Here is a 20,693-nt window from a genome sequence, read left to right on the forward strand (position 1 = left end):
AATATATTTTAAACTTTAGGAGGCATATCCAAATAGTTATTTTTGTTTCAGTACCAGCAATGTGATGTCGTCAAAAACTTTTTGTTCGCCGATGTGCCATCGCACGTCCTTAATTACAGCGTGCCTAATTTCAGCAGCCGAACGCTGCCAATTAATCTCTACTACCTCAATTAACCTCTTTAAACCATAAAGCACTTTATCCATATTTTTAGCTTCCGTAATCCCGTCCGTGTATAGTACAACCACATCTCCTGAACGCAAATGCACAATTTTCTCAGCAACAAATTCATCAATATCTACATCCAGCCCAATCGGGAAACCCAAATCGATTGTATCAAACCGCTCGACAGAACCGTTACACCGCACAACAATCATTTCTTCATGCTGGCCACTCAACTTCAGCATCCCCTCCTCATAGTCTAGCAAAGCAAGGGTGGCGTTTTTATCGGATTTCATGCGCTGCACATTATCGTAAATTACACTGTTAATAGCACTTAAAAATCTTACTGGGTCTGGTTCATTGTAAGCGAGCAAAGTTCGCACTGCCGTTTGAACCATAATCATTAAAACCCCGCTCTCCAATCCGTGTCCTGTCACATCTCCAATGCCAATTTTCACTCTACCTTTGTGTTGGAGTACATCGTAATAGTCGCCGCCTACTTCCTCAGCAGCTTCCATAAATCCCGCAATATCTAAGCCCACAACTTCATTGAGTTCTCGGTCTTTCGGCAGCAGCATCTGCTGAATCTTGCGAGTAACGTCTAGTTCGGCGCTCATTCGCATATTTTCAGCTTTTAGGCGATCATTGAGGACAGTAATTTTTTGATTTGCACCAACTAAGGCATCGGCAATCTTGTTAAACGCACCCACAACTTGCCCCAGTTCATCTCTGTTATCCAAAATAATTTTGTGGTTTAGATTGCCGCTTGCCATCTTTTTTGCAGCTTCGTTAAGGACAAATACAGTTTGCATAACGCTTCTGTAAAAACTTACAAATAAATAAATAACTAGAGCTAAGGTTATTAACACAACAATAGAAATTATGCGTTTTTTGGCAACAAAACTATCAATGCGTTTTTGCAGGAGAAAGTTTAATTCATTGAGAGTTTTGTCCCACAGTTCAAAACTCGAATTCAGAACTCGATCGCTGCCATCGAGATAGGCATAATATTCCACTAAGGCTGTGGGATAAATCAGTTTATCTATTTGACCAGTTAGCAGCTCTACTACGGAGTTAAATTTGGTCACATCGTCGCTTAATTTCTGTCGCAGATTCCTGTGAGGATTATTGCTATATCCTACCTCCATATTGATTGCTAAATCCTGATTAAGTTCTCTCAATTTGCCTGCCAAAGTAATCAGTTTCGCTCTTTCTTCGGGTGTGGCATAGGAACGCAAGCTGTTTGTTTGAGAAATAAGCCTAATCTCTGACAAGATTTTTTGGATTTCTGGAATCTTCAGCAAGGTAGCATCCATCAAATAATAGGTATCAAGATCGGGGTCTAAAATTAGATTAGAAGTATCGCCGACGTGAGCGCTCAGTCTATTAATGTCGGCCGCTAAACGTTGATATACCAAATCGTAAGTTTCTAAACTCCACTGACTGCGGCGAAGTTTGAAGTTTTGCCAATCTTGATAAATAGTATTAAATTTTTCACTGGACATTAGTATGTTTCCAAGCTGGCGCTCTGTATTAGCCAGGGATTGAAAGTTCGCGTCCATCTTAGCTTCTAAATCGGCTCTCGTATCTGGTAGGCTTAAATTTGTATTTAAAGGCTGATAATTTAAGAGTTGAAGTTGAGGTAGGTATTCCCTCAACTGGCGCAGTGGGCGCAGGTATTGATTACCGTAGATTTCTTTTTGGGAAAAATCAACCCTGCTGTTAATTTCGGAAATCAGCAGGTACATGACCAAGGTTAACGGTATTGCAAATAGAAAACCGATTAAGGTAAATTTTTGAGGATAGCTCAGCCGATTCATTAAATCGATAGCCAAGGATTTTCTGTTCATAATTGATACATTTAAATAAAATTATACTAAAAAAGTAGCGATCGCTACTAAAGTAGTTTTGGGGATGATCGCTCTAGAAAACCACAATGCTAAGACAATTAATTAGCTATCGCTGATTTAATTTCTAAGGCGTTTTCGTCCTGTTGCAACAAATTTTGCGGCATCCCTGTGATATCCTTGGCTCAGCTCGCCTCCCACAGTCTAAAACATGTTTAGCAGTTTTGGAACGAAGAATAGTAATTTGTACTGAGATTGGGGGGCAGGATTAGAGGCTTTTAAGAATATTTACTTAAGCATAAATTTTTCTTAATACCCTGAGACAAAAAGTAAAAATTAAGTAATAACTGGGTAGTGCAAGTTTCCTGAAGCACAACTGCCGGCAGCGAGTAGGAAATACTTGCGCCGCACCAGCAACCAGCAGTCAAGTGGGTTCTGCACAAAGGAACCAATAGCACCAGCAATAGTGTCTAAATAAGTATCTGCAGTTGAGTGTTCAGGAGCGATCGCGCATTGTGTAAAGTGAGGCAGAGGGCGTATGATGAAAAGAATCTCCAAAAATAAACTTCAAAAAAATAAACACCGAGACCAAAAGCAGCCCAATCCTGTAATCTTGGCTTTGGTGCTGACAGGAATTCTGGTATGGGAAATGTATCCGGCGCTAAGACACACCGCTGCGGCAAACGCGGGCGCCCTCAAAGATTCCCTTGCCCAGTTGGAAAGGCAACAGCAGCAAACCGCGCAGCAATTTTCCTCAGCCGCGGTGCCCCAAACAATCAGCTATTCGGTATTGGCACTTAATACACTCACTTCCGAACCGGGGAATTTGGCCGAGGGTACGCGCAAAAATCCCCCGAAGCAATTGCCCGCAACCGTAGCAGAAGCAGTTCGCCGAGAGTTGTCGGGCTCCACTGGCATTGCTGCTGACAAGTTGAAAGTAACGGAATCAAGCGGACAAAGTTGGCCGAATACTTGTTTAGGACTCTCGAAAGCGGATGAAATTTGCGGTCAAATGATTGTCGAAGGTTGGCGGGTTGTGGTTTCTGATGGTAGGCAAACTTGGGTTTACCGCACTAATGCTAGGGGAAATATCTTGCGTTTGGAAAAAAAGTTAGTTAAGTAAATGTACCCCTGGGAAATGAAATATAAGTTTCCTTTTGGAACAGGCATCTTGCCTGTTCCACAAAGAGTGAGTTTTTTGTGGGTGGTTTCTTGTGGGGAGTAGGGGTTGGGCTTCTAGCCTGCCCTTGGCTTAATTTGGGAGTTGGTTTCTTTCGATGATGCCGCCGCCCAACAGCACGTCTCCGTCATACCAAACGGCCGCTTGTCCGGGGGTAATGCTCAACTGCGGTTCGTCAAAAATCAACTTAACTCTTGTACCGCCGGCTTTTTCCTCTGCTTGAGATGGTTCCACAGGAATAATTGTAGCGGGGACGGGTTGCGATCGATATCGAATCTGTACCTGAGCCCGAATCGGAGCCATCGGCGCAGCCACAGAAACCCAATTCACTTTCTGGACTGTACATTCAGATTCTACTGCCAACTGTCGATCGCCCACAATTACCCGATTGCCAGCAGCATCAAGTTCAATCACGTATAGCGGTTCCGGTCCAGCAATCCCTAGTCCCTTCCGCTGGCCGATTGTGTAGTGATGCACGCCGTCATGCTGTCCGAGCACCCGCCCTGACTTGTCCACAATGTCACCCTTTTGTGGCGCAATGTACTTATCCAGAAAAGCCCGCATCGAACCGTTACTTTCCACCAAGCACAAATCCTGACTTTCCGGCTTATCAGCAGTTGTCAAGCCAAATTCCGCCGCAATTCTGCGAGTTTCTGTCTTGGTAATTTCCCCCAAAGGAAATTCCGTACCCGCCAACAAATCCTGTGTTAAATCATACAAGAAATAAGACTGATCTTTCGCAGGGTCGACCGCCCGCAGCAACTGATAGCGACCCGTAGCAGCATCGTAAGTAATCCGAGCGTAGTGCCCTGTAGCGATTTTTTCAATTCCGAGTTCTTCGCGAGCATACTTAAGCATTGGCCCGAACTTCACAGTTTTATTGCACTGCGAACAAGGCAAAGGCGTAACTCCTGCACTGTAACCCTCCACCAAATAATCGACAATACTTGCCTGAAAGACCTCGCGGCTGTCAACAATGTGGTGGGGAACGCCCAAATCTTCGCAAATTTTAGCTGCATCGACCATTCCCTCAGAGCAGCACTGACCTTTACCCTTCATCAACCACAGCGTTAAACCCACCACTTCATATCCCTGATGGTGTAAAATTGCGGCTGCTGCGGAACTATCGACCCCGCCGGAGAGGCCTACAACAATCTTGTTCATGATTCTGAGAGAAATTGCTATTTTACTGTGAGTTAGTTCGATCGAGCTAATTTATTATACCACAAGTATACTACAACCTGCCACTGCTGCTGTTAGCTGAAATTTTAGCACTAATATGACTATTCAAAAATTTGTTGTCACCGCCGACCAAATGCGGCAAATAGAAACCAGAATCTTTGCTGCTGGAATGCCAGTCGCAGCTTTAATGGAAAAAGTCGCGGGACTGATTGCCCTACGCATTCAGGAGCTTTTGAAAGTGGAAGGAAGTTCGGCAACTAGCAATGTACGGGATTTAACGGATAGAAGGAAAAGGGAAGAAGGGAAAAATCTTGTTAATTCTCAATTGCCAGTTATCGGCGTATTGGTTGGGCCCGGGCACAACGGCGGCGATGCTTTGGTTGTGGCGCGTGAATTGCATTTTCAAGGTTTCCAAGTAGTTATTTACTGCCCGTTTTCTAAACTAAAAGAACTAACAAAAAATCACGCTGATTATGCCCGCTATTTAAATATTTCATTTCTTGATAAAATTGAAAATCTGAAAAACTGTACTTTGCTCGTAGATGGTTTATTTGGCTTTGGATTAGAACGAGAAATTAATAACGCTACCGCAGCAGCTATTGACGAAATAAATAATTTAAACATACCGATTTTAAGTATAGACATTCCATCGGGAATTCATACAGACACCGGAGAAGTTTTGGGGACGGCAATCCGGGCAAAACATACATTATGTTTGGGTTTGTGGAAAATGGCATTTCTGCAAGATAGAGCGTTAGAATATATCGGGAGTTCCGAATTAATTGATTTTGATATTCCCGCAGCAGATATTGCAGCAATATTGGGTGAAACGCCAGGAATACAACGCATTACACAAGCCTCGGCAAGTCAGCATTTGCCGTTACCCCGATCGCCAATTTCGCACAAATACACCAATGGTCACTTACTAATTATTGCAGGTTCCCGCCGCTACAGCGGAGCCGCAATTTTGGCAGCATTTGGAGCAAGAGCCAGCGGCATCGGAATGCTGTCAATTGCTGTTCCTGAGTCGATTAAACCGATGTTGAGCAGTCAGTTGCCAGAGGCATTAGTTATAGGATGTCCCGAAACCCAAAGCGGTGCAATTAGCGAGTTGCCAGTAGCAATTGATTTGAGTTCTTATGATGCGATCGCCGCAGGGCCAGGTCTGACATTGGAAGCGGCAATAGCTGTAGAATCTGTACTGGAGAGCGATCGACCTCTGGTTTTAGATGCTGACGGTTTAAATATCCTCGCTCAACTCGGCACAGTCCCGATTTTGTCGGAACGTTCAGCGCTGACAATTATCACGCCTCACCCTGGCGAATTCAAGCGTTTATTTCCCGACTTAGCCGATGGAACGGGCGAGGATCGAATTGCCGCAACTCAAGCAGCAGCTAAGCTTTGCGGTGCAACGATATTGCTCAAGGGAGCGAGAGTTTGCATAAGTTGGAAGGATGAGGAAGATTCCCTACCGGATAGCTACGCTTCACGTACCATCACCTACCTTAATCCCGAAAGCACCCCAGCCCTCGCCAGAGGCGGCAGTGGCGACGTTCTCACAGGCTTGTTAGGGGGACTATTAGCAAGTGCGATCGCCCGCAAATCCCCCCCCCAATCAGTTGCAGCAACAGCAGCTTGGTGGCACGCTCAAGCCGGAATCCTGGCGGCCAAAGAACGGACGGAATTAGGAGTAGATGCCTTTACTTTGACACAGTATTTAATTCCAGCTTTGCGAGAGTTTGCGGAGTAAACAATCAACAGTAATGGGTAGGGTGCGTACCCCGCATCTTTGTATTGGGTAGGTGTCCACCGCGCACCTTACCCCTTGGTTTGTAGTGACGACAGAAGTCCTCATAAAAATATTACAACTTGCATTCCTGACGACAAACCCACGGGTAACTCAAACGAGTGACACTCACATGAGTGACACTCCAAAAAGTGACTGTGCATCCACAAATCCCACCAGTTATACCTGAAATATCAAAAACGAAAACTTAAATGCTGAGAGGAACCACATTATGTATACCGAAGAAAGAAGCTTGAACAATGAAACTATGGCTCTTGTCGCCGATACTACTGCTCAATCAAGTCTGGCATTTGCTGAAACCACTGGAGTAAACAAACCCACTTTACAAATGGGTTCAACAGGTCAAGCTGTCAAGGAACTACAACAGCTTCTATATCATTGGGCATATTATTTCGGGCCGATTGACGGTATTTTCGGTGTCCAAGTTCAAAACGCGGTCAAAGGCTATCAACACCGCGTCTTTTTAAAAGAAGATGGAATTGTGGGCCCTCTCACTTGGGAAGCACTATACTCTGGTGCACCTGTGAATATGCCGACCCTCATGAAGGGCAGTTCTGGCAATGCTGTTAAAATTGTTCAGAATGTCTTGAAAATGAATGGATACTATTTCGGCTTCATTGACGGATTATTCGGGCCGATGACAGATGTAGCAGTGCGACAATTGCAAATTAGCATGGCTTTACCCCAAGATGGTATTGTCGGCTACAGAACTTGGCACGCCCTCAGCAAGTTACCGCACTAATGACTGGTTGGATTCATATCAATTCCGGTTGTACTCAGAAATGATTGTTGACTGTTGACTGTTGACTGTTGACTGTTGACTGTTGACGGGCGGGTCGAAAAACTGAATGGTTGAGTGTTGACTGTTGACTCGATTTTATTATTCTGATGCAGCCGGAAACGATATTACTTTCAGTGAGCACCCCAAATCGGTAGATAAATTAGGGATTTAGGCTTTGCCTAAGTCCCTAATTATCGTTAAGGGTAAGGCAGCGCGCGGGAAGGGCGATCGCAAATTCTGTTACCGTTCCCGGCGATGAAAAATATGCTCAACTTCCCCGTGTTTTTTTGTTACTATATCGTAGGAAATTGGGACTCACAAGCCGGTTTATTTCCCTTCAGCTTTATTTATAAATAGTTTCACTCATAAAAATATGAGTGCGATACTTACCTAAAAAGACTTAGGTATAGGAGGCTTATTCCCGGTTTCTACGAAAAATTCCACGTTGAGTAACGAGAAATCTAGGAATCAACCGGGTTTTTAAGCCAAGCGCGCGCAAGTCACTAACTAGCCTTTGATGAACTTTTCTAATTTGTGAGCCATCTTCTCGACAATTCCCTCTGAAGTATCTGCAGCCGATGATTCAGCTTCAATACGCTTGACCACATCCTCTGAAAGATTCAGCAACTTCACTAATTTGTGATAAGCTGCGGCTTCTTCAGCGTTAATTTTGGGTTCATCGGGAGTGCGAGAACTAGAAGAAATCACTTCATAGCCGAGTTGCAGGACTAATTCCCTTTCATCTTGAGTTTCTAGTTGACCGATCAACTCATCAAGGGGAATATTTTGCATGATGTAATCCCGCAGTTCTTGTTGCATTTGTTGTCCGTCGGTATCTGGGGCAAACAAACGACAAAAGCGATCGAGCATTAAATTAACTTCTTCGGTAGCGAGTTCGCCGTCTGCCCATGCCATAGAAGCAACAATTCTCAGCAGATTCATCTGGCGGGGGGTAATTGATGGAGGAGGTGGGGTTTGCATAATCAAAATTGGTAATTGGGAATTGGGAATTGGGAATTGGGAATTGGGAATTGGGAATTGGGAGTTCAGCTTGATTCCTTCTAGTTTTTTCTTTCCGGTTCCCCTTCATTTATGTCACAATTTTGATAGAGGAACTCCCAGCCATCCAGTAAAGTTTTGTTTCTGAATAGTAGTGGGCTTTTCCACAGGCACGATCGAGTAACGGCCAGGCAGGGGCGGGGCGAGAGTCACACGACGAGTCCGCAGTTCGTCTTGGTGAAAAACTGTCACCTCTATTGTGTCCCCCGGCTGATAATCTTTAAGCCTCTCGCCTGCTTGTTCTGAATTTACCCGAAAACCTTCGATCGCCAGCAACTCGTCCCCAGCGTCAATTCCCGCCAATTGTGCCGGAGAGCCTATTTCGACAAATTTAACCATTTCCCGCCCGTTTTCGGCTCCCAACGTCCAACCGATGCGAGGCGTTTTGTCAGTTTCATCTACCCAAATTTGCAGCCCGAAAGGTTCGAGATATTTGTTGTAAGGTAACTCTTCTGTGCCGTCTATATAGCGCGCGAAAAAGTCGCTCAAATCGATGCCGGCGACGGACTCGATCGCACTTTGCAACTCTTCGGGAGTAAAGCCTATTTCTGCGGGCAGCGAAGCAGAATTTAACTTTCCGTTTGATGTCAAATGCGCCGACTTGCCGTCTGTTTCCGACTTCAGGTCAAAATCGCCATTTTCAGACGAATTAGCCTTGCCAAACTGCTGCCACATCAAACGCATCACATCGTCGAGCGATCGCTCATTGCCGTGTCTGGCTCGAATCAACAAATCGAGCAAAAATGAAACAACTTCCCCTTTCAAATAATAGGAAATCTGTGAATTGTCGCTGTTAGAATCCCGGCGATAAAGTTTAATCCAAGCATCCCAGCTCGACTCACTCAGAGGCTGCACGTTCCGCCCCGGAGTCGTCTGCAAGCGAGTAATTTCCTTAGCCATACCTTGGAAAAAACCTTTCACGCTGTAGAGACCCGCTCGAAAAGGAATCACCAAATCGTAATAACTGGTAGTGCCTTCAGAGAACCATAAAGAAGGAGTGTAATTTTCTTTTTCGTAATCAAATACTTCGAGAGCTTTCGGTCGAATGCGCTTGACATTCCACAGGTGAAAAAACTCGTGAGCCACCAACTGAATAAAGCGTTCATACTTTTCCTTAGCCCGAAAACCAAAACGCGGATAGTTGAGAGTGCAACTCTCCTTGTGTTCCAAACCGCCAAAACCAGAACTGGACAAATGCAGGAAAAACACATAGCGTTCGTAAGGTAAACCGCCGAACATTTTTGCCTCGACTTCGATCACTTTTTGGATGTCTCGAATCGCCCGTTCCGGCTCTAAATTGCCTTTTCCCCAAACAACTAGCTGGTGGGATTTTCCCATCACTTCAAACTCGTACACTTCGTGATAGCCAATCTCAAAAGGACTGTCTACTAGAGTGTCAAAATCCACAGCAGCGAAAGTAAGATTTTGGCCAGAAACAGGTGGCAAAGTAGTAACGGTGCGCCATTGGGGCTGCGGTGGCACAACCTTCACCGTGTAGCAGTTGCGCTCAAAACCGGGCAAGAAAAAGCACAAAGCCGCTGGATTGAAATAACCGTGAGTCGAGTCTAAATGATTGGTTCGCACTGTCAGTTCGTTGGCAAAAATACGGTAGCGAACCGTGACATCTGACACCGAATCGGTCTCGATTTGCCAGTGATTTTTGCTTTTTTTGTGCCAAGGTAAAGCTCGATCGCCCGCCTGGGAGCTAAAATCTTGCAGGTGGCGGGCGTACTCTCGAACCAAGTAAGAACCGGGAGTCCAGACAGGCATTTTTAAATCCAGAACCGGCTCCGACCAACCTTGCACGCGCAAAGTTACTTCAAAGAGATGGGATTCAGGATTGGGCATCGCCACCGAATATTGAATTGTCGGTGCTGTTAATTGCACCTGACGGTGGCCGGCAGCGGACGAGGTATCCTCATAAGTAACATCAGTCATTGACTTGCCAAATTAATCAAGTGCTTGAGGTTGATCAAATGGATAGTTTCGCGGTCTGGATCGATTTTGATCCAACCTTTACTATCGAGTTTTTCCATAATTTTGCTGGTTTCATCTAGGGTGATATCTGTCACATCAGCTAAGTCTTCATAAGGAATATTGAAGATATCTTTGCCCTCAGCAGTTTTCTGACCGTAGTTTTCTGCCAGCTCGACTAAAGTATTTGCTAGTTTAACCGCTGGCTGGCGGTTTCGGAGTTGATAGCGGAGATTGGTTTGGCGGAGTCGCCGTACCATCAGTTGCAGCATCCGGTGGTGCAATTGCGGATCTTTAAACAGGGTTTGGATAAATCGCTGAGCTGTGACGCTGAGCAGCCGCACGGGCGATAGAGCAAGCACGTCATTCGATCGGGGAGATTCGTCCAGAATAGCCATTTCGCCGAAGAAGGCACCCCGTCCTAAAATAGCCATTGATACAGCTCGATCGTCTGAAAGGCGCCGGACTTTGACCCAGCCGGACACGACAAAGTAAATCGCGTTGCCCCAAGAATCCTCCATCACCACAGCTCGGCCCGGGGGATACTCGTGCTTGACGGCATTTGATAGCAGCCCTCCCAAGGTTTCTGGGTTAGCACCCTTAAATAGAGGGAATAGCTCACTGAAAGCTTCTGTCTTCATGCAAACTCGCGGAGGTGGGAAATATGATTAGGCGACACCCAACAGCTAGGGAACGATCGATGTTTGGGAACACAAACAATCCGTTGCTCCTTTAATTGATGATAAGGGTGCAGAGGCGCGCTTCACTTAAAATTGGCAGATTCTTTAATCTTAAACGGGTTTACAAGCCTGCCACTGCTTGTTGAACTTTGCCCAACAGAGGTTCTATGTATTCCGGCCAGCCGATCGCGATTGACTGGGTGTGGGCCAGAGTCTCCGGCTCGATCGCATCTTTAGTCCACCTCAGCGGTTGACCTTGCAAGTCGCAACAAACCAATCCGGCTGCTTTTGCTAAAGCCAGAGGGCCGGCGGTATCCCACACTTTAACTCTGCCGTTGAGATACAGGTACAAACCAGCTCGACCGAAGATAACTTCCATCACTTTTAAGCCAAAGCTGCCCAGCGAGTAAAATTCTGCTCCGGGGATGCTTTGGGCGATCGCTTGGGCGTAGTTTTTCTGGTCTTTGTCTCCGAGAATAATTTTACAATTTTCCGCTGTCAGAGCCGGGGGTTTGCACAGCGCGATCGGCTGCGGCGCTTGGGTTCCGACAGTTTGGAACAATCCCCAATCTTTGCCCCCAAAATACATTTGGTCAAAAGCCGGGGCGTAGAGCCAGCCTGCCACCGGTTCGTCCTCAAGCAGCAGCCCCACCATCGAAGCGTAGTGTAGTTTTCCCCGAATAAATTCTTCTGTCCCGTCCAGGGGATCGATGCACCAGAGGCGCTGGTAATTAGCCCCGTAAGCTGCTCTGGAGGCGCTGTTTTCCTCGGTGATCCTGCCATCTTCAGGAAACAAAGCGCTAAATGCTGCCGATAGTTGTCGGTCTAGGTATTGATCGATACTCGTCACGTAGTCGTTGGGCCCTTTCTCAGAAACTTCAAAAGGTTGGGCTGCTAGCTTGTAAGCTTCTTGACCGCACTCGCGCAGGGTGTAGCGGATTTTTTGGTCTTGCTCTGGAGAAATATACATGAGGTTAAACATAAATTTTTTAGCTAACTTCAGCATAAAAGCTTAAGTCCTTGGAATCGATGGAATCGATCGGCCTGTGTCACTGTTTTTGATTCGTACAGGATTTGCGTGCGGGTGTCGATCGACCCGGTTTCCTAAACATCAGCACCGTTTGCGGTAAAAATTAGCGGTTTTTCTAAAAATGCTAAGGCTTTATCGCAAGCTTTCCCCGATACTATGCCAGAAAATATGTCCCGCAAGTTCTACGAATGGCCGGATTTAGTGCAGCTTTACCGCCATGCAGACGTAATTGCAGTTTGTTTGGTAGACAATAAATATGCTGTTGGAGTGCAGGTTTTGCTGGAACCAATGGCCTGCAAGCGGCCGGTCGTCATTACTCGGACTCAAGGTATCGTCGATTATTTAGCGGCCCCGGATATTGCCAAAGTCGTAGATGTGGGAGATGCAGCAGGTTTGCGCGAGGCGATCGTCCATTTGCTAAAAAATCCTCAAGAAGCTGAATCTCAAGCGCAGCGGGGGTACGAAAGGGTTATGAACCAGCACAGCACCGAACCTTATGTCAATGTTTTAGTCCAGAAGTTGCGGGTGCGCCTCGGCGCACCATAAATCACGTCCGCAGGATGCACAATGCACACCTTACTGATATAGATAAAAAGCCCAACTATTTATTACCTAAGTCATATTTAAAAAGTAATAAATTATGATTTGCAGTTCCTAATTAAATCTCACAGCAGTTACGTACCTAGTAAATAAAGCGGGTTTGAAAAAGATAATCGAAAGCCTTAAGGAAGTATTTTCGTTCATCAAACCCGGTTTCTGTGCCTAAAACAGTTTCACCCAAAACTCCGAAATCAAAACTATTAAGACTCCCGTCCACTCGCCCACTTGTCTCGCCATTTCACCGTACCTTCCGAAACTAAAACCCAGCGGCGACAAACCAGATTTTCTCGCAGCGGCGACAGTCCTTCCCGTAGCAGCGCATACTTATAAGAAATCAACTTCCCGGCACTTTCATTAAAAGGAATTTCCCCAAACCAAGTATTAGTATTGATATACTCCAACGGGAAACCCTTACTAATATCCCAATTCCCCAGTTCAGGACAATCTCCAATCACCACAATTCTTTCCCCAGGCTGAGTTCTAACGCTGTTAAGCTGCGCCCGCACAATAGTTTTCGCCTTAACTCGCTCGCCGACGCGGCTAAAAATCATTACTTCCTGCGAACCCAACTCAAGGTTGTACAGCATCCCGTCTTTAACTTCAAACTTGCGGCGCGATAAAACCTCCGTATGCTCTCCATCAGGCAGCTCAGTATCAACCTCTTCAATTGTTGTAACAGAACTGCCACGATTCATCGCTACAAACACCACGGAATCGCGATAGCGGCGCACGTAACAATAAACATCAGGAGTTAGATATTTTTGCCACTGACTCCCCATCGAAATAGCTGGATTCAGTCGCCGCAATCCAGACAGCAACCGCACATCTCGGTAAATCGGCGCATCAGTATTCCACTTTTCCATCATGGGGCGGTTGTAGGGGTCATTTCCCCCATCTGTATCATCGTGCAGATACTGTTCAGTGCCGTAATAAATGCAGGGAATACCGCGAGTCGTCATAATTAAACATATCGCCAAATGCAGCATTTCTGGATCGGGATTCAACGACTGAAACCTCGGCATATCGTGGTTGTCAATAAAAGTAATCAACTCCGTCGCCCCGTAGTAGCGGTGATCCAAATTCAGGACATCTTGGACCAACTTAAATCCCGCCTCCGCACCCTTCCCCAATACTTCTCGAATTGCCACGCACAGACCAAAATCTAAAATAGTCATCCCCGACTCGTTGACAAATTCCACAGAACGATCGTTTCTAGGGTCGCTGTAAATCCATTCGCCAAAAATGAAAACATCAGGTCTGTGTGTTAAAATGTCAGCATTAAATTCCTGCCAAAACCAAATAGGCATATGCTTGACTGTATCAACCCGCAAAGCATCAACACCTCTGTCCAGCCATTGTTTAATTGCTGACTTAATATAATTGCGGTATGCAATATTGTTTTCGTTGAAAGTTGCTAAACCCGACAGTTCGCAGTTTTGAACTTGCCATTCATCTTCCCAGTTTTTGACTTCGCCGTAGTGGTGATACCAGTTATCTTCATCGTCGTTAAAGTCAGCTATTTTTACGCCGTCGTCGTAGAGTTCCCCTTTTTTACCGCTAAAATCAGGGTTGCTGTGATTGCAGACAATATCGAGCACGAGTTTCATGTTTCGCTGGTGCAACTCATATACTAATTTGTCAAATACCGTATCTTTACTTTCTTGTGTTTGGTTAATAGAAGGATTGTCGCCTGTGGCAATAAAGCGGGGATTTAGTCGCTTGAAATCTTTAGTCCAGTAGCCGTGAATTGCTGCTTGTTCGACAAATAATGCTTCAACTTGCTCGAACAGTGGAGTCAGCCAAACTGCGGTAACTCCCATATCTTTTAAGTAATCGAGTTTGTCGATAACTCCCTGCAAGTCGCCGCCCCAATATTTGCCCCAATCTTTCCCTTCTGGATCGTAAAGTTCTGGGTTGGGGCCTTCGTTATTTGCGGGGTCGCCGTCGTAAAAGCGATCGACTACAATGAAATAAATTGTTTCTTGTCGGAATTCAATGTCTCTGGTGTAGAGGAATTCTAAATCGATTTCGCTTTCTGGCTTAACTTCTTCTAGCAGAGACTCAATTTTTTCTTCGGGTTCGCTAACTTCGTATTGAGAGGAAGTTTGATTGGGAGTGACTGATGTCATGAGATGTATTTTTTTATATTGTAAGATTGGTCAGTTATTCGGAGCTAGAGTCGGAGATAGCTTTCCCCTCTGACTGACTTTTACAGCATCATACGGAATTTCCTGGTTTAATGAAATCTTCCTTTAGAGAGAGGGCAGACTCATCCTTGAGTATTATGTCGATGAGAGTTAATATTTGGCTTCATTCTCAATCAAAGGGGCAGAGACTCAAAAACCTGTGCTACCAGGCTGATCCTAGTAGCGAGAAAATGTGTACTAATTGTGCGATCGTACTTTTTCCCTTCCTTTCATTCCTCCCGCCAGTTTTGGATATCTTCAACGCTCAAACCAGTAGTTTGACTAATGGTTTGATTGTCAAGGACATTGATAAGTTGCCTAGCAATTTCTAAAGCCTTTTCTCTCATTCCTAGCGCGATTCCTTTTTCTCTGTCTTCTGCGATGCCTTGTTCTCTGGCTTGTGCAATTCGTTTTTCAATTCCCCTGAGCAAGACACCCTGCTGATCGACAATAAACATTTCGCGTTCTTCTAAATCTGCCAACTCCTCTGGATTCAAATTAGTTTCATTAGCAATCGCAAAGGCTTGCTGTATTTCCGATACTGTTTCCATTGTTAACGGCACTATTTCCAAGCTGGGAGCATTTTTCCTAAAATAAATCCACTTGTCAGTCAAAGTTTCTAACTCATCCAATTGTTTATTGAATTTTGGCAATTCGATAAATATTAGTTCAATCTCTGGCTCGACATCATCAAATAAACGCTTTTGCTCCTTAAACACAAAATTAGAGATTACTTCTTGGTCATCATCAAACATTTGAAAATCAGTAATTGTCAAAGCAATTACAGGTTTTAACTTAAAGTAACCTTGACCGCGAATCAGTTGAAAAGAACGATCGCGCTACATCCACCCCAACCCTAGCTAACTACAGCCACCGCAGACTCTGGAACCTGAGAATGCTCCACCCGAAAAACATTCGCGCTCAAATTAGCAACAATTTGTTTCCCCTGCTGCGTCAGTTCCAAATAGCCGATCGCATCCTTCACATACCGATAAACCACATTCCAATAAAACTTGGGATAACCATCCCGCAACTCCCCCGGATTTTGATAGCCCAAAACCCGATTTTGCCCAATTTCCTCAAACTCGTAAAACAGCGCCGCAATCTTTTGCAAATATCGCGGATCACTCAACTGACCAATTAAATCAGCAGCCCGAACTAAACCAGGATAATTTACAGTATCTTGATAATCTTCATTTGCAGGAACTGGAAAACGAGTCAGCTCAATATTATGCTTAACCAGCTCAGCATCAATCAGTTTGTGACCGCCAAAACGCTCGTCAATAAACATTTTTCCGCGATCGACATGATAAGGCATCAAACTAGCATCCGTCGCCCCCGGAGGCAGCGTTAATTTCAGGTCGCCTATTCCCGTCGCATACAGTCCCAAATCTCTTCTATCTTGTCGGCAAACACCTTTAACATACCCGATATCGTGACATAGCAAAGCAATGTGGAAGTGCAGCCAATCTTCGCAGGAAACACCCCCTTCGCGGATGTGCTTCCCACCCAGAATTGCTTGTCCCACCAAGGTCACTAAAATAGTGTGTTCGACATTATGGTAAAGAGCATCGCTATTAGCAATATTTTCTAAAGCCATACTCGCCACCCAAGCAATAATTTCGCCATAGTCAGATTTAAACCCGCCATAAGTGTGGCGGTAGCCTTCAATCAGGCGATTGACAAAAGCCTTAATCAGCAGTTCAGTTGCGTTAAACATATTCACTTCCCTGAGCCCATGTAGATTATTAAATTATTTTTATAGTTATTGTTTTTGCTGCTACAGTTAGATGTTATTTTTGGCTTAAGCGCCACGATGAATACCCACTCCTATCGACAGGCATCCATTGATATTATCAACAATTATGGCTTAAATTATGGCTCTCGCAACTACCAGAGCGACAGACCCCATAAAGAATTGATATCAATGGGCGATCGAGGTATGACACCCCTCAATTAGCTACGGCGTTACATCTTCCCCGTATAGGTTAGGAAAAAACGAGGGCGATCGAAAACGCAACCGCGCTAATTCCTCATACACAGGATTAAGCTTGCACATAGGCGGTATGTGGAAAAGATGGTGTCCCTATAACGGAATATCTCTCTCAAAAGGACACCGTGCGGGTATAAGTTGGCACACCACTGAGTTACTTGTGGCTCTCCCACGGCAATGCTATCAAGCCACTGTCGCACTTGTTGCACGAGGCGATCGCAAAAAGTTAAGTCTTGGCACTGATTTTCTGGGAAAATACTTGTAGTCAAGTTCATGATTGATCTCAGTAATCATTACTAACAAAAACTTATGAATAACCCGACTTAATCCTCAACGAAACCCACTGTTAATCCGGTGACGTGAATAAGTTTGATTAGTGACACTCACAGTCGCAAAATGTGATGCAAAGAGCTAGCATTTGTGATTTAAAACTCGCTAAAGTGTGAGACAGATCACGCCCTCTGTTCCCTACAAAATGTATATTTAGATAGATGGCAAGAAAATAAGACAGAATAACTGGCAGCCCTCCCTCGCAGCTCCCCTCTCCCATCATCTGCGATCTACGACTCTGTATACTTACTAATATAAGGTTTCAGGCAATGATTAAACAAAAACATAAATATGCCGACCTTGCTCAACTCCCCCACACAGATACCGTGCTCCAAAAACTCCCTGTAGAAGTTAAAGAATGGGCCCAAAGCTTACCTTGGAACCAACGGCGCTATGTCTTGTCCCTCTGCTACATATTGTGTGCATCTACTCCCGACTTGCAAGCAGAATTTTTAGATAATTATACAGCCGACGGTTTAGTCTCAAAAATGTTTGAAGATGTAGATACTCTACACCGAGTCAAAGAGTATTTAATCAGATTTCGGGTCAAAAAAGAATTAAACGAATCAGATTTAAGAAGCTACATCAAACAATTTTATATCCACTCAGCTCAACAATCGCTCCGAGAAACTGACCAATATTTAGAATCAGCACTCCGCTTCGTCTTGAGTACAGAAGAACGTAATAATGTTTTTAACTACATTTTGGGCTTTGAATTTATTAAAATTGTGTTTCAAATGAGCTGGTTGCAACACGAAAGATTAGCGAGACTGCAAAAAAATCAGTCGCAGTTTATTGAAACCTACATCAAGCCGATTCAACACGCACACAGAATTAATGGCATAATTCTCCCGAAAGATGAGAGAATCTTTTTTGCCAGACGCACCTATTACGTTCAACTACCTAACATTTCCTACAGAAGGCTAATTGAGTTAGTCATGGCAACTTTTACTACAGAAATGGTGAGTAATTGCGGATTTTCTATCAGTCGCCACTCTCAAGCTCTGCGTTTTGACTGCGATTACATTTATGATCCAGAACCAGAAGAAGAAAGATTTCCTACTGACTTGCAATTTATTCATTAACTTGACTTAGTAATGTGTACCATAAGTTGCTTTTTTCTCTTTACTTTTAGTTGCACTTTGGACACAGTAGAATTTTTAAAGCAGGGGACTTCTAGTCGGCAAGTTAAAACTGAATTTTTCAGCCTGATTTTATATAAAATAGGAGGGCCGTATCAATTAACTTTCCGCTTGCATTTCTTCAATGTCAAACCAGCTAACTATTACTCCCGCTAGCGGAATCGCCAGAAATATACCTAAAAGTCCTGCTGATCTTGCCCCAACTAACAGTGCAAAAAATACCACTACCGGATTGAGGTTAAGGGAATTTTGCATTAGTCTGGGATGAATAAGGTTGTCTTGAATTTGCTGCAAAACAATGCAAGCTGCCAATACTTTTAAAGATAGCCACACATTTTGAGACAATACAATAAAACACACTAAGCTAATTCCCAGCGTCGCTCCGATCCCCGGAACTAAATCAAACAATCCGATAATAAATGCTAAAATTAAAGGAAATCTCACATCTAACAGTAGGAAAATTCCAAAGCTAGCAGTTGTCAAAAATAACATTAACAGAATTTGTGCCTGAAAAAATCCTAAAAAGTTTCGCTCAATTGTTAAACTTAAACGCCTGTGCAGGTGTCGGGGTATAAATTTGAGAACTAACAGCCACAGCCTCTCTCCATCAAGTAACATGAAAGAAGCCACTACCATAATTAATATTAAATTCAATAAATTGGTTAAAAATACTTGTAAGAAAGCAATACTCCAAACAACTCCAGATAAAGCTTGATTTCGCAGTTGTTCCTCAATAACTCGCAGGTTAACTTGCAGGTTTCTCGCCCGCAGGAATGCTTCGATGCGCTCAGACAGAGGTGCCAGAGCATTCACAAATTCAGTCAGGCTGTCAATTAATTGCTGTCCTTGAGATAAAAGAGTGACCCCTACGGTGACGGTGAGACCGCCAAAAACTAAAAGGGTGAGCAGGACAACGAAGGCGACAGCTAAACTTCGCGGTAAAAATCTCTGGAGAGTTCGCACTGGATAGTTGAGCAAAAAAGCCACGAGTGCAGCAATGGTGAAAACCGCGACTGCTGTTTCAAAGTAAGCTAAAAGTTGCAGTCCAGCCCAACCAGAAGCAAATAAAAGCAAAAACCGGACTAAGGCTAAATTGCTTAGCATATTCCAAAAATTGGGAGGGGTTTTTTCTTGCTCTTTCACAGGGATTTTTAGGGGTTAATAGTATAGCTCAAAAATATTGCAGAGCCCTCTTTTAGAATCGCATCTAAGATCTATCTGCGGCTATCCCCCTCAAGACAGAAAACAGATGTCGAACTGAGGCAGGAGTGGGTTCTATTCACCATAAGTTCGATCGTAACCAATGCCGAATGAAACAGGCCCGCGATCAAACAAACAGCATTTTTGACTCTCAAACCGCCTCGGAAACTCTTTGCCAGGGGAGTATTTGTCGTGGCAGGCCCTCAACTAGGAAACAAACGCCCAACCTAGCGGACGCCGAAAAATCCGGTTTCAGTGCCAGTGGCGAAAAATTTCAACTCTGCCCCGTGGAAGATAGTATGAACAGGTCAATTTTTGGGATACTAGAAACTAGCACTCAACTTAGCTGAGGAACAAACGTGCTGCTATCAAAAGGCTTTGAAGTAGAAATGTATACCGGCACTCCCGAAGGTGAGGTTGTCGGTCTATCCGATCGCATAGTTGCCGATCTAGAGGGATTTGTCCGGGAGCCTGATAGCCGCAATGTGGAGTACACGACCGCCCCGCTGTGCAGCTACGATCGCCTGTTGTGTGCCTTAGTCAAGCCACGAGTTCGGCTGCGCGAGTATTTAAAACAATTGGGCGACTATACCTTGCTGCCGGGAAGTACCTTGTCTCTCGGAGGGAGCGATCGATTTTACCGATCCGATCCCAACAACCCCTACCATACCTACATCGAGCACACCTACGGCACCAAAGTCGTCACCGCCAGCATTCACATCAACATCGGCATCTCCCAACCAGAAATGCTGATGCGCGCCATCCGCCTCGCCCGCGTTGAAGCACCGCTATACCTTGCCTTGAGCGCCTCTTCCCCCTTCCTAGACGGCGAAGTGACGGGCTATCATTCGACTCGGTGGGGTTTGTTTCCCAAAACTCCCGCCATCGTTCCCCTGTTTGAAAGTCACAAACATTACATTCAGTGGACTGAAGAACAGCTAGAACTCGGTACTATGCAAAACGTCCGCCATTTGTGGTCTGCAGTGCGACCAAATGGCGATCGTCGCCCCTACTGTCTCAATCGCCTCGAACTGAGAATTTGCGACCTCGAAGTCAATCCTCTGGCTTTGTTGGCCATTACTGCCTTACTAGAAGCTCGCATCTGGCAGATGATGGAAGACCCCAGCTTAGACCCTTTAGATCTCAGCACCTTGCCTGCGGCCACCCGCAACGAAGACTTAGTTGCCCTCACAGACGCCAACGAAATTGCTGCATCCCGGCAAAGTTTGGATGCCGAACTCACCCACTGGCAAGACGGCAGAACTATTCTGGCACGAGATTGGATTGAGGAAATTTACCGCGAAGTGTGGCCTATAGCCAAAAAACGCGGCTTTAGTTGCTTTCTCTCGCCACTCAAAAAGATTCTCCGGGAAGGCAACACGGCCCAGCAGTGGTTGAAGCTACACGAGGGCGGTTCCGACACTCGCAGTATTATTCTGCAAGGGATTCAGGGTATGGCTCAGCAAGAATGGGAGCTTGAAGACAACTTGTGCGCCCAGTTAGTTGCCTGAACTACCCGCCGTTATTATAACGGGGGCTTTC

Annotated in this window: 18 protein-coding genes; 6 read left to right on the plus strand and 12 right to left on the minus strand. The window is 45.0% G+C overall.

The window, feature by feature from the left end:
* Positions 1 to 36 precede the first annotated feature (36 nt).
* Entirely contained in the window at positions 37 to 2,010 is a 1,974-nt protein-coding gene (locus QUA10_RS13210; RefSeq protein WP_333083062.1) for a SpoIIE family protein phosphatase, read from the minus strand.
* Between the two features lie 535 nt (positions 2,011 to 2,545).
* Between QUA10_RS13210 and QUA10_RS13215 the strand changes: the two genes are divergently transcribed.
* The gene (locus QUA10_RS13215; protein WP_333083064.1) at positions 2,546 to 3,130 is read left to right on the plus strand and encodes a hypothetical protein; all 585 of its coding nucleotides are present in this window, start codon (positions 2,546 to 2,548) and stop codon (positions 3,128 to 3,130) included.
* A 129-nt stretch (positions 3,131 to 3,259) separates the two neighbouring features.
* Here the strand turns inward: QUA10_RS13215 and mnmA are convergent, their stop codons facing one another.
* On the minus strand, positions 3,260 to 4,351 hold the full coding sequence (mnmA, locus tag QUA10_RS13220) for a tRNA 2-thiouridine(34) synthase MnmA (protein WP_333083065.1): 1,092 nt from the start codon (positions 4,349 to 4,351) through the stop codon (positions 3,260 to 3,262).
* A gap of 115 nt (positions 4,352 to 4,466) precedes the next feature.
* Between mnmA and QUA10_RS13225 the strand changes: the two genes are divergently transcribed.
* Together QUA10_RS13225 and QUA10_RS13230 are read left to right on the plus strand one after the other, a co-directional pair.
* Positions 4,467 to 6,119 (plus strand): NAD(P)H-hydrate dehydratase, encoded by a 1,653-nt coding sequence (locus QUA10_RS13225; RefSeq protein WP_333083067.1) that lies wholly within the window; start codon positions 4,467 to 4,469, stop codon positions 6,117 to 6,119.
* A 268-nt stretch (positions 6,120 to 6,387) separates the two neighbouring features.
* The gene (locus QUA10_RS13230) at positions 6,388 to 6,918 is read left to right on the plus strand and encodes a peptidoglycan-binding protein (RefSeq protein WP_333083068.1); all 531 of its coding nucleotides are present in this window, start codon (positions 6,388 to 6,390) and stop codon (positions 6,916 to 6,918) included.
* 546 nt (positions 6,919 to 7,464) lie between these two features.
* Here the strand turns inward: QUA10_RS13230 and QUA10_RS13235 are convergent.
* The 4 genes from QUA10_RS13235 to QUA10_RS13250 form a co-directional block, all read right to left on the minus strand.
* Positions 7,465 to 7,938 (minus strand): TerB family tellurite resistance protein, encoded by a 474-nt coding sequence (locus QUA10_RS13235; RefSeq protein ID WP_333083069.1) that lies wholly within the window; start codon positions 7,936 to 7,938, stop codon positions 7,465 to 7,467.
* Positions 7,939 to 8,052: 114 nt separating this feature from the next.
* On the minus strand, positions 8,053 to 9,954 hold the full coding sequence (locus tag QUA10_RS13240) for a M61 family metallopeptidase (protein ID WP_333083070.1): 1,902 nt from the start codon (positions 9,952 to 9,954) through the stop codon (positions 8,053 to 8,055).
* Positions 9,951 to 10,631: a Crp/Fnr family transcriptional regulator gene (locus QUA10_RS13245; protein ID WP_333083071.1), complete on the minus strand. Its 681-nt coding sequence runs from the start codon at positions 10,629 to 10,631 to the stop codon at positions 9,951 to 9,953. The genes QUA10_RS13240 and QUA10_RS13245 overlap by 4 nt, the downstream gene beginning before the upstream one ends.
* A gap of 160 nt (positions 10,632 to 10,791) precedes the next feature.
* A complete protein-coding gene (locus QUA10_RS13250; RefSeq protein WP_333083072.1) occupies positions 10,792 to 11,652 on the minus strand; it encodes an inositol monophosphatase family protein in 861 nt (286 codons plus the stop codon).
* Between the two features lie 204 nt (positions 11,653 to 11,856).
* Here QUA10_RS13250 and QUA10_RS13255 point away from each other — a divergent pair, with 204 nt between their 5' ends.
* Positions 11,857 to 12,246, plus strand: coding sequence for a glycosyltransferase (locus tag QUA10_RS13255; RefSeq protein WP_333086275.1), 390 nt, complete (start codon positions 11,857 to 11,859; stop codon positions 12,244 to 12,246).
* Positions 12,247 to 12,500: 254 nt separating this feature from the next.
* Here the strand turns inward: QUA10_RS13255 and QUA10_RS13260 are convergent, their stop codons facing one another.
* From QUA10_RS13260 to QUA10_RS13280, 5 genes are all read right to left on the minus strand, one after another.
* On the minus strand, positions 12,501 to 14,429 hold the full coding sequence (locus tag QUA10_RS13260) for an alpha-amylase family glycosyl hydrolase (protein ID WP_333083074.1): 1,929 nt from the start codon (positions 14,427 to 14,429) through the stop codon (positions 12,501 to 12,503).
* 287 nt (positions 14,430 to 14,716) lie between these two features.
* On the minus strand, positions 14,717 to 15,307 hold the full coding sequence (locus QUA10_RS13265; protein WP_333083088.1) for an Rpn family recombination-promoting nuclease/putative transposase: 591 nt from the start codon (positions 15,305 to 15,307) through the stop codon (positions 14,717 to 14,719).
* Positions 15,308 to 15,342: 35 nt separating this feature from the next.
* Positions 15,343 to 16,206: an Npun_R2479 family HD domain-containing metalloprotein gene (locus QUA10_RS13270; RefSeq protein ID WP_333083075.1), complete on the minus strand. Its 864-nt coding sequence runs from the start codon at positions 16,204 to 16,206 to the stop codon at positions 15,343 to 15,345.
* 240 nt (positions 16,207 to 16,446) lie between these two features.
* On the minus strand, positions 16,447 to 16,545 hold the full coding sequence (locus QUA10_RS13275; protein WP_445243581.1) for a Mo-dependent nitrogenase C-terminal domain-containing protein: 99 nt from the start codon (positions 16,543 to 16,545) through the stop codon (positions 16,447 to 16,449).
* Positions 16,512 to 16,754: a hypothetical protein gene (locus QUA10_RS13280; protein ID WP_333083077.1), complete on the minus strand. Its 243-nt coding sequence runs from the start codon at positions 16,752 to 16,754 to the stop codon at positions 16,512 to 16,514. Before QUA10_RS13280 ends, QUA10_RS13275 begins: the two co-directional genes overlap by 34 nt.
* Before the next feature lie 324 nt (positions 16,755 to 17,078).
* On the opposite strand from QUA10_RS13280, the gene QUA10_RS13285 reads away from it, so the two are divergent.
* Positions 17,079 to 17,894, plus strand: coding sequence for a cobyrinic acid a,c-diamide synthase (locus QUA10_RS13285; protein ID WP_333083078.1), 816 nt, complete (start codon positions 17,079 to 17,081; stop codon positions 17,892 to 17,894).
* A gap of 156 nt (positions 17,895 to 18,050) precedes the next feature.
* Here the strand turns inward: QUA10_RS13285 and QUA10_RS13290 are convergent, their stop codons facing one another.
* Positions 18,051 to 19,094 carry an AI-2E family transporter gene (locus tag QUA10_RS13290; RefSeq protein ID WP_333083079.1) on the minus strand — a complete coding sequence of 348 codons (1,044 nt, stop codon included), beginning with the start codon at positions 19,092 to 19,094 and terminating at the stop codon, positions 18,051 to 18,053.
* Positions 19,095 to 19,510: 416 nt separating this feature from the next.
* On the opposite strand from QUA10_RS13290, the gene gshA reads away from it, so the two are divergent.
* Entirely contained in the window at positions 19,511 to 20,662 is a 1,152-nt protein-coding gene (gene gshA, locus QUA10_RS13295; RefSeq protein ID WP_333083081.1) for a glutamate--cysteine ligase, read from the plus strand.
* Positions 20,663 to 20,693: the final 31 nt, after the last annotated feature.

Source organism: Microcoleus sp. Pol8_D6, assembly GCF_036700965.1.
Classification (GTDB): domain Bacteria; phylum Cyanobacteriota; class Cyanobacteriia; order Cyanobacteriales; family Microcoleaceae; genus Microcoleus.

Excerpts from the sequence above, each read along its gene's own strand:
- QUA10_RS13260 (WP_333083074.1), bottom strand. The coding sequence starts at position 14,429 with ATGACATCAGTCACTCCCAATCAAACTTCCTCTCAATACGAAGTTAGC.
- QUA10_RS13275 (WP_445243581.1), bottom strand. The coding sequence starts at position 16,545 with ATGTGCAAGCTTAATCCTGTGTATGAGGAATTAGCGCGGTTGCGTTTT.
- QUA10_RS13240 (WP_333083070.1), bottom strand. The coding sequence starts at position 9,954 with ATGACTGATGTTACTTATGAGGATACCTCGTCCGCTGCCGGCCACCGT.
- mnmA (WP_333083065.1), bottom strand. The coding sequence starts at position 4,351 with ATGAACAAGATTGTTGTAGGCCTCTCCGGCGGGGTCGATAGTTCCGCA.
- QUA10_RS13215 (WP_333083064.1), top strand. The coding sequence starts at position 2,546 with ATGATGAAAAGAATCTCCAAAAATAAACTTCAAAAAAATAAACACCGA.
- QUA10_RS13250 (WP_333083072.1), bottom strand. The coding sequence starts at position 11,652 with ATGTTTAACCTCATGTATATTTCTCCAGAGCAAGACCAAAAAATCCGC.
- QUA10_RS13210 (WP_333083062.1), bottom strand. The coding sequence starts at position 2,010 with ATGAACAGAAAATCCTTGGCTATCGATTTAATGAATCGGCTGAGCTAT.
- QUA10_RS13255 (WP_333086275.1), top strand. The coding sequence starts at position 11,857 with ATGCCAGAAAATATGTCCCGCAAGTTCTACGAATGGCCGGATTTAGTG.
- QUA10_RS13270 (WP_333083075.1), bottom strand. The coding sequence starts at position 16,206 with ATGTTTAACGCAACTGAACTGCTGATTAAGGCTTTTGTCAATCGCCTG.
- QUA10_RS13285 (WP_333083078.1), top strand. The coding sequence starts at position 17,079 with ATGATTAAACAAAAACATAAATATGCCGACCTTGCTCAACTCCCCCAC.
- QUA10_RS13225 (WP_333083067.1), top strand. The coding sequence starts at position 4,467 with ATGACTATTCAAAAATTTGTTGTCACCGCCGACCAAATGCGGCAAATA.
- QUA10_RS13280 (WP_333083077.1), bottom strand. The coding sequence starts at position 16,754 with ATGAACTTGACTACAAGTATTTTCCCAGAAAATCAGTGCCAAGACTTA.
- QUA10_RS13245 (WP_333083071.1), bottom strand. The coding sequence starts at position 10,631 with ATGAAGACAGAAGCTTTCAGTGAGCTATTCCCTCTATTTAAGGGTGCT.
- QUA10_RS13235 (WP_333083069.1), bottom strand. The coding sequence starts at position 7,938 with ATGCAAACCCCACCTCCTCCATCAATTACCCCCCGCCAGATGAATCTG.
- QUA10_RS13230 (WP_333083068.1), top strand. The coding sequence starts at position 6,388 with ATGTATACCGAAGAAAGAAGCTTGAACAATGAAACTATGGCTCTTGTC.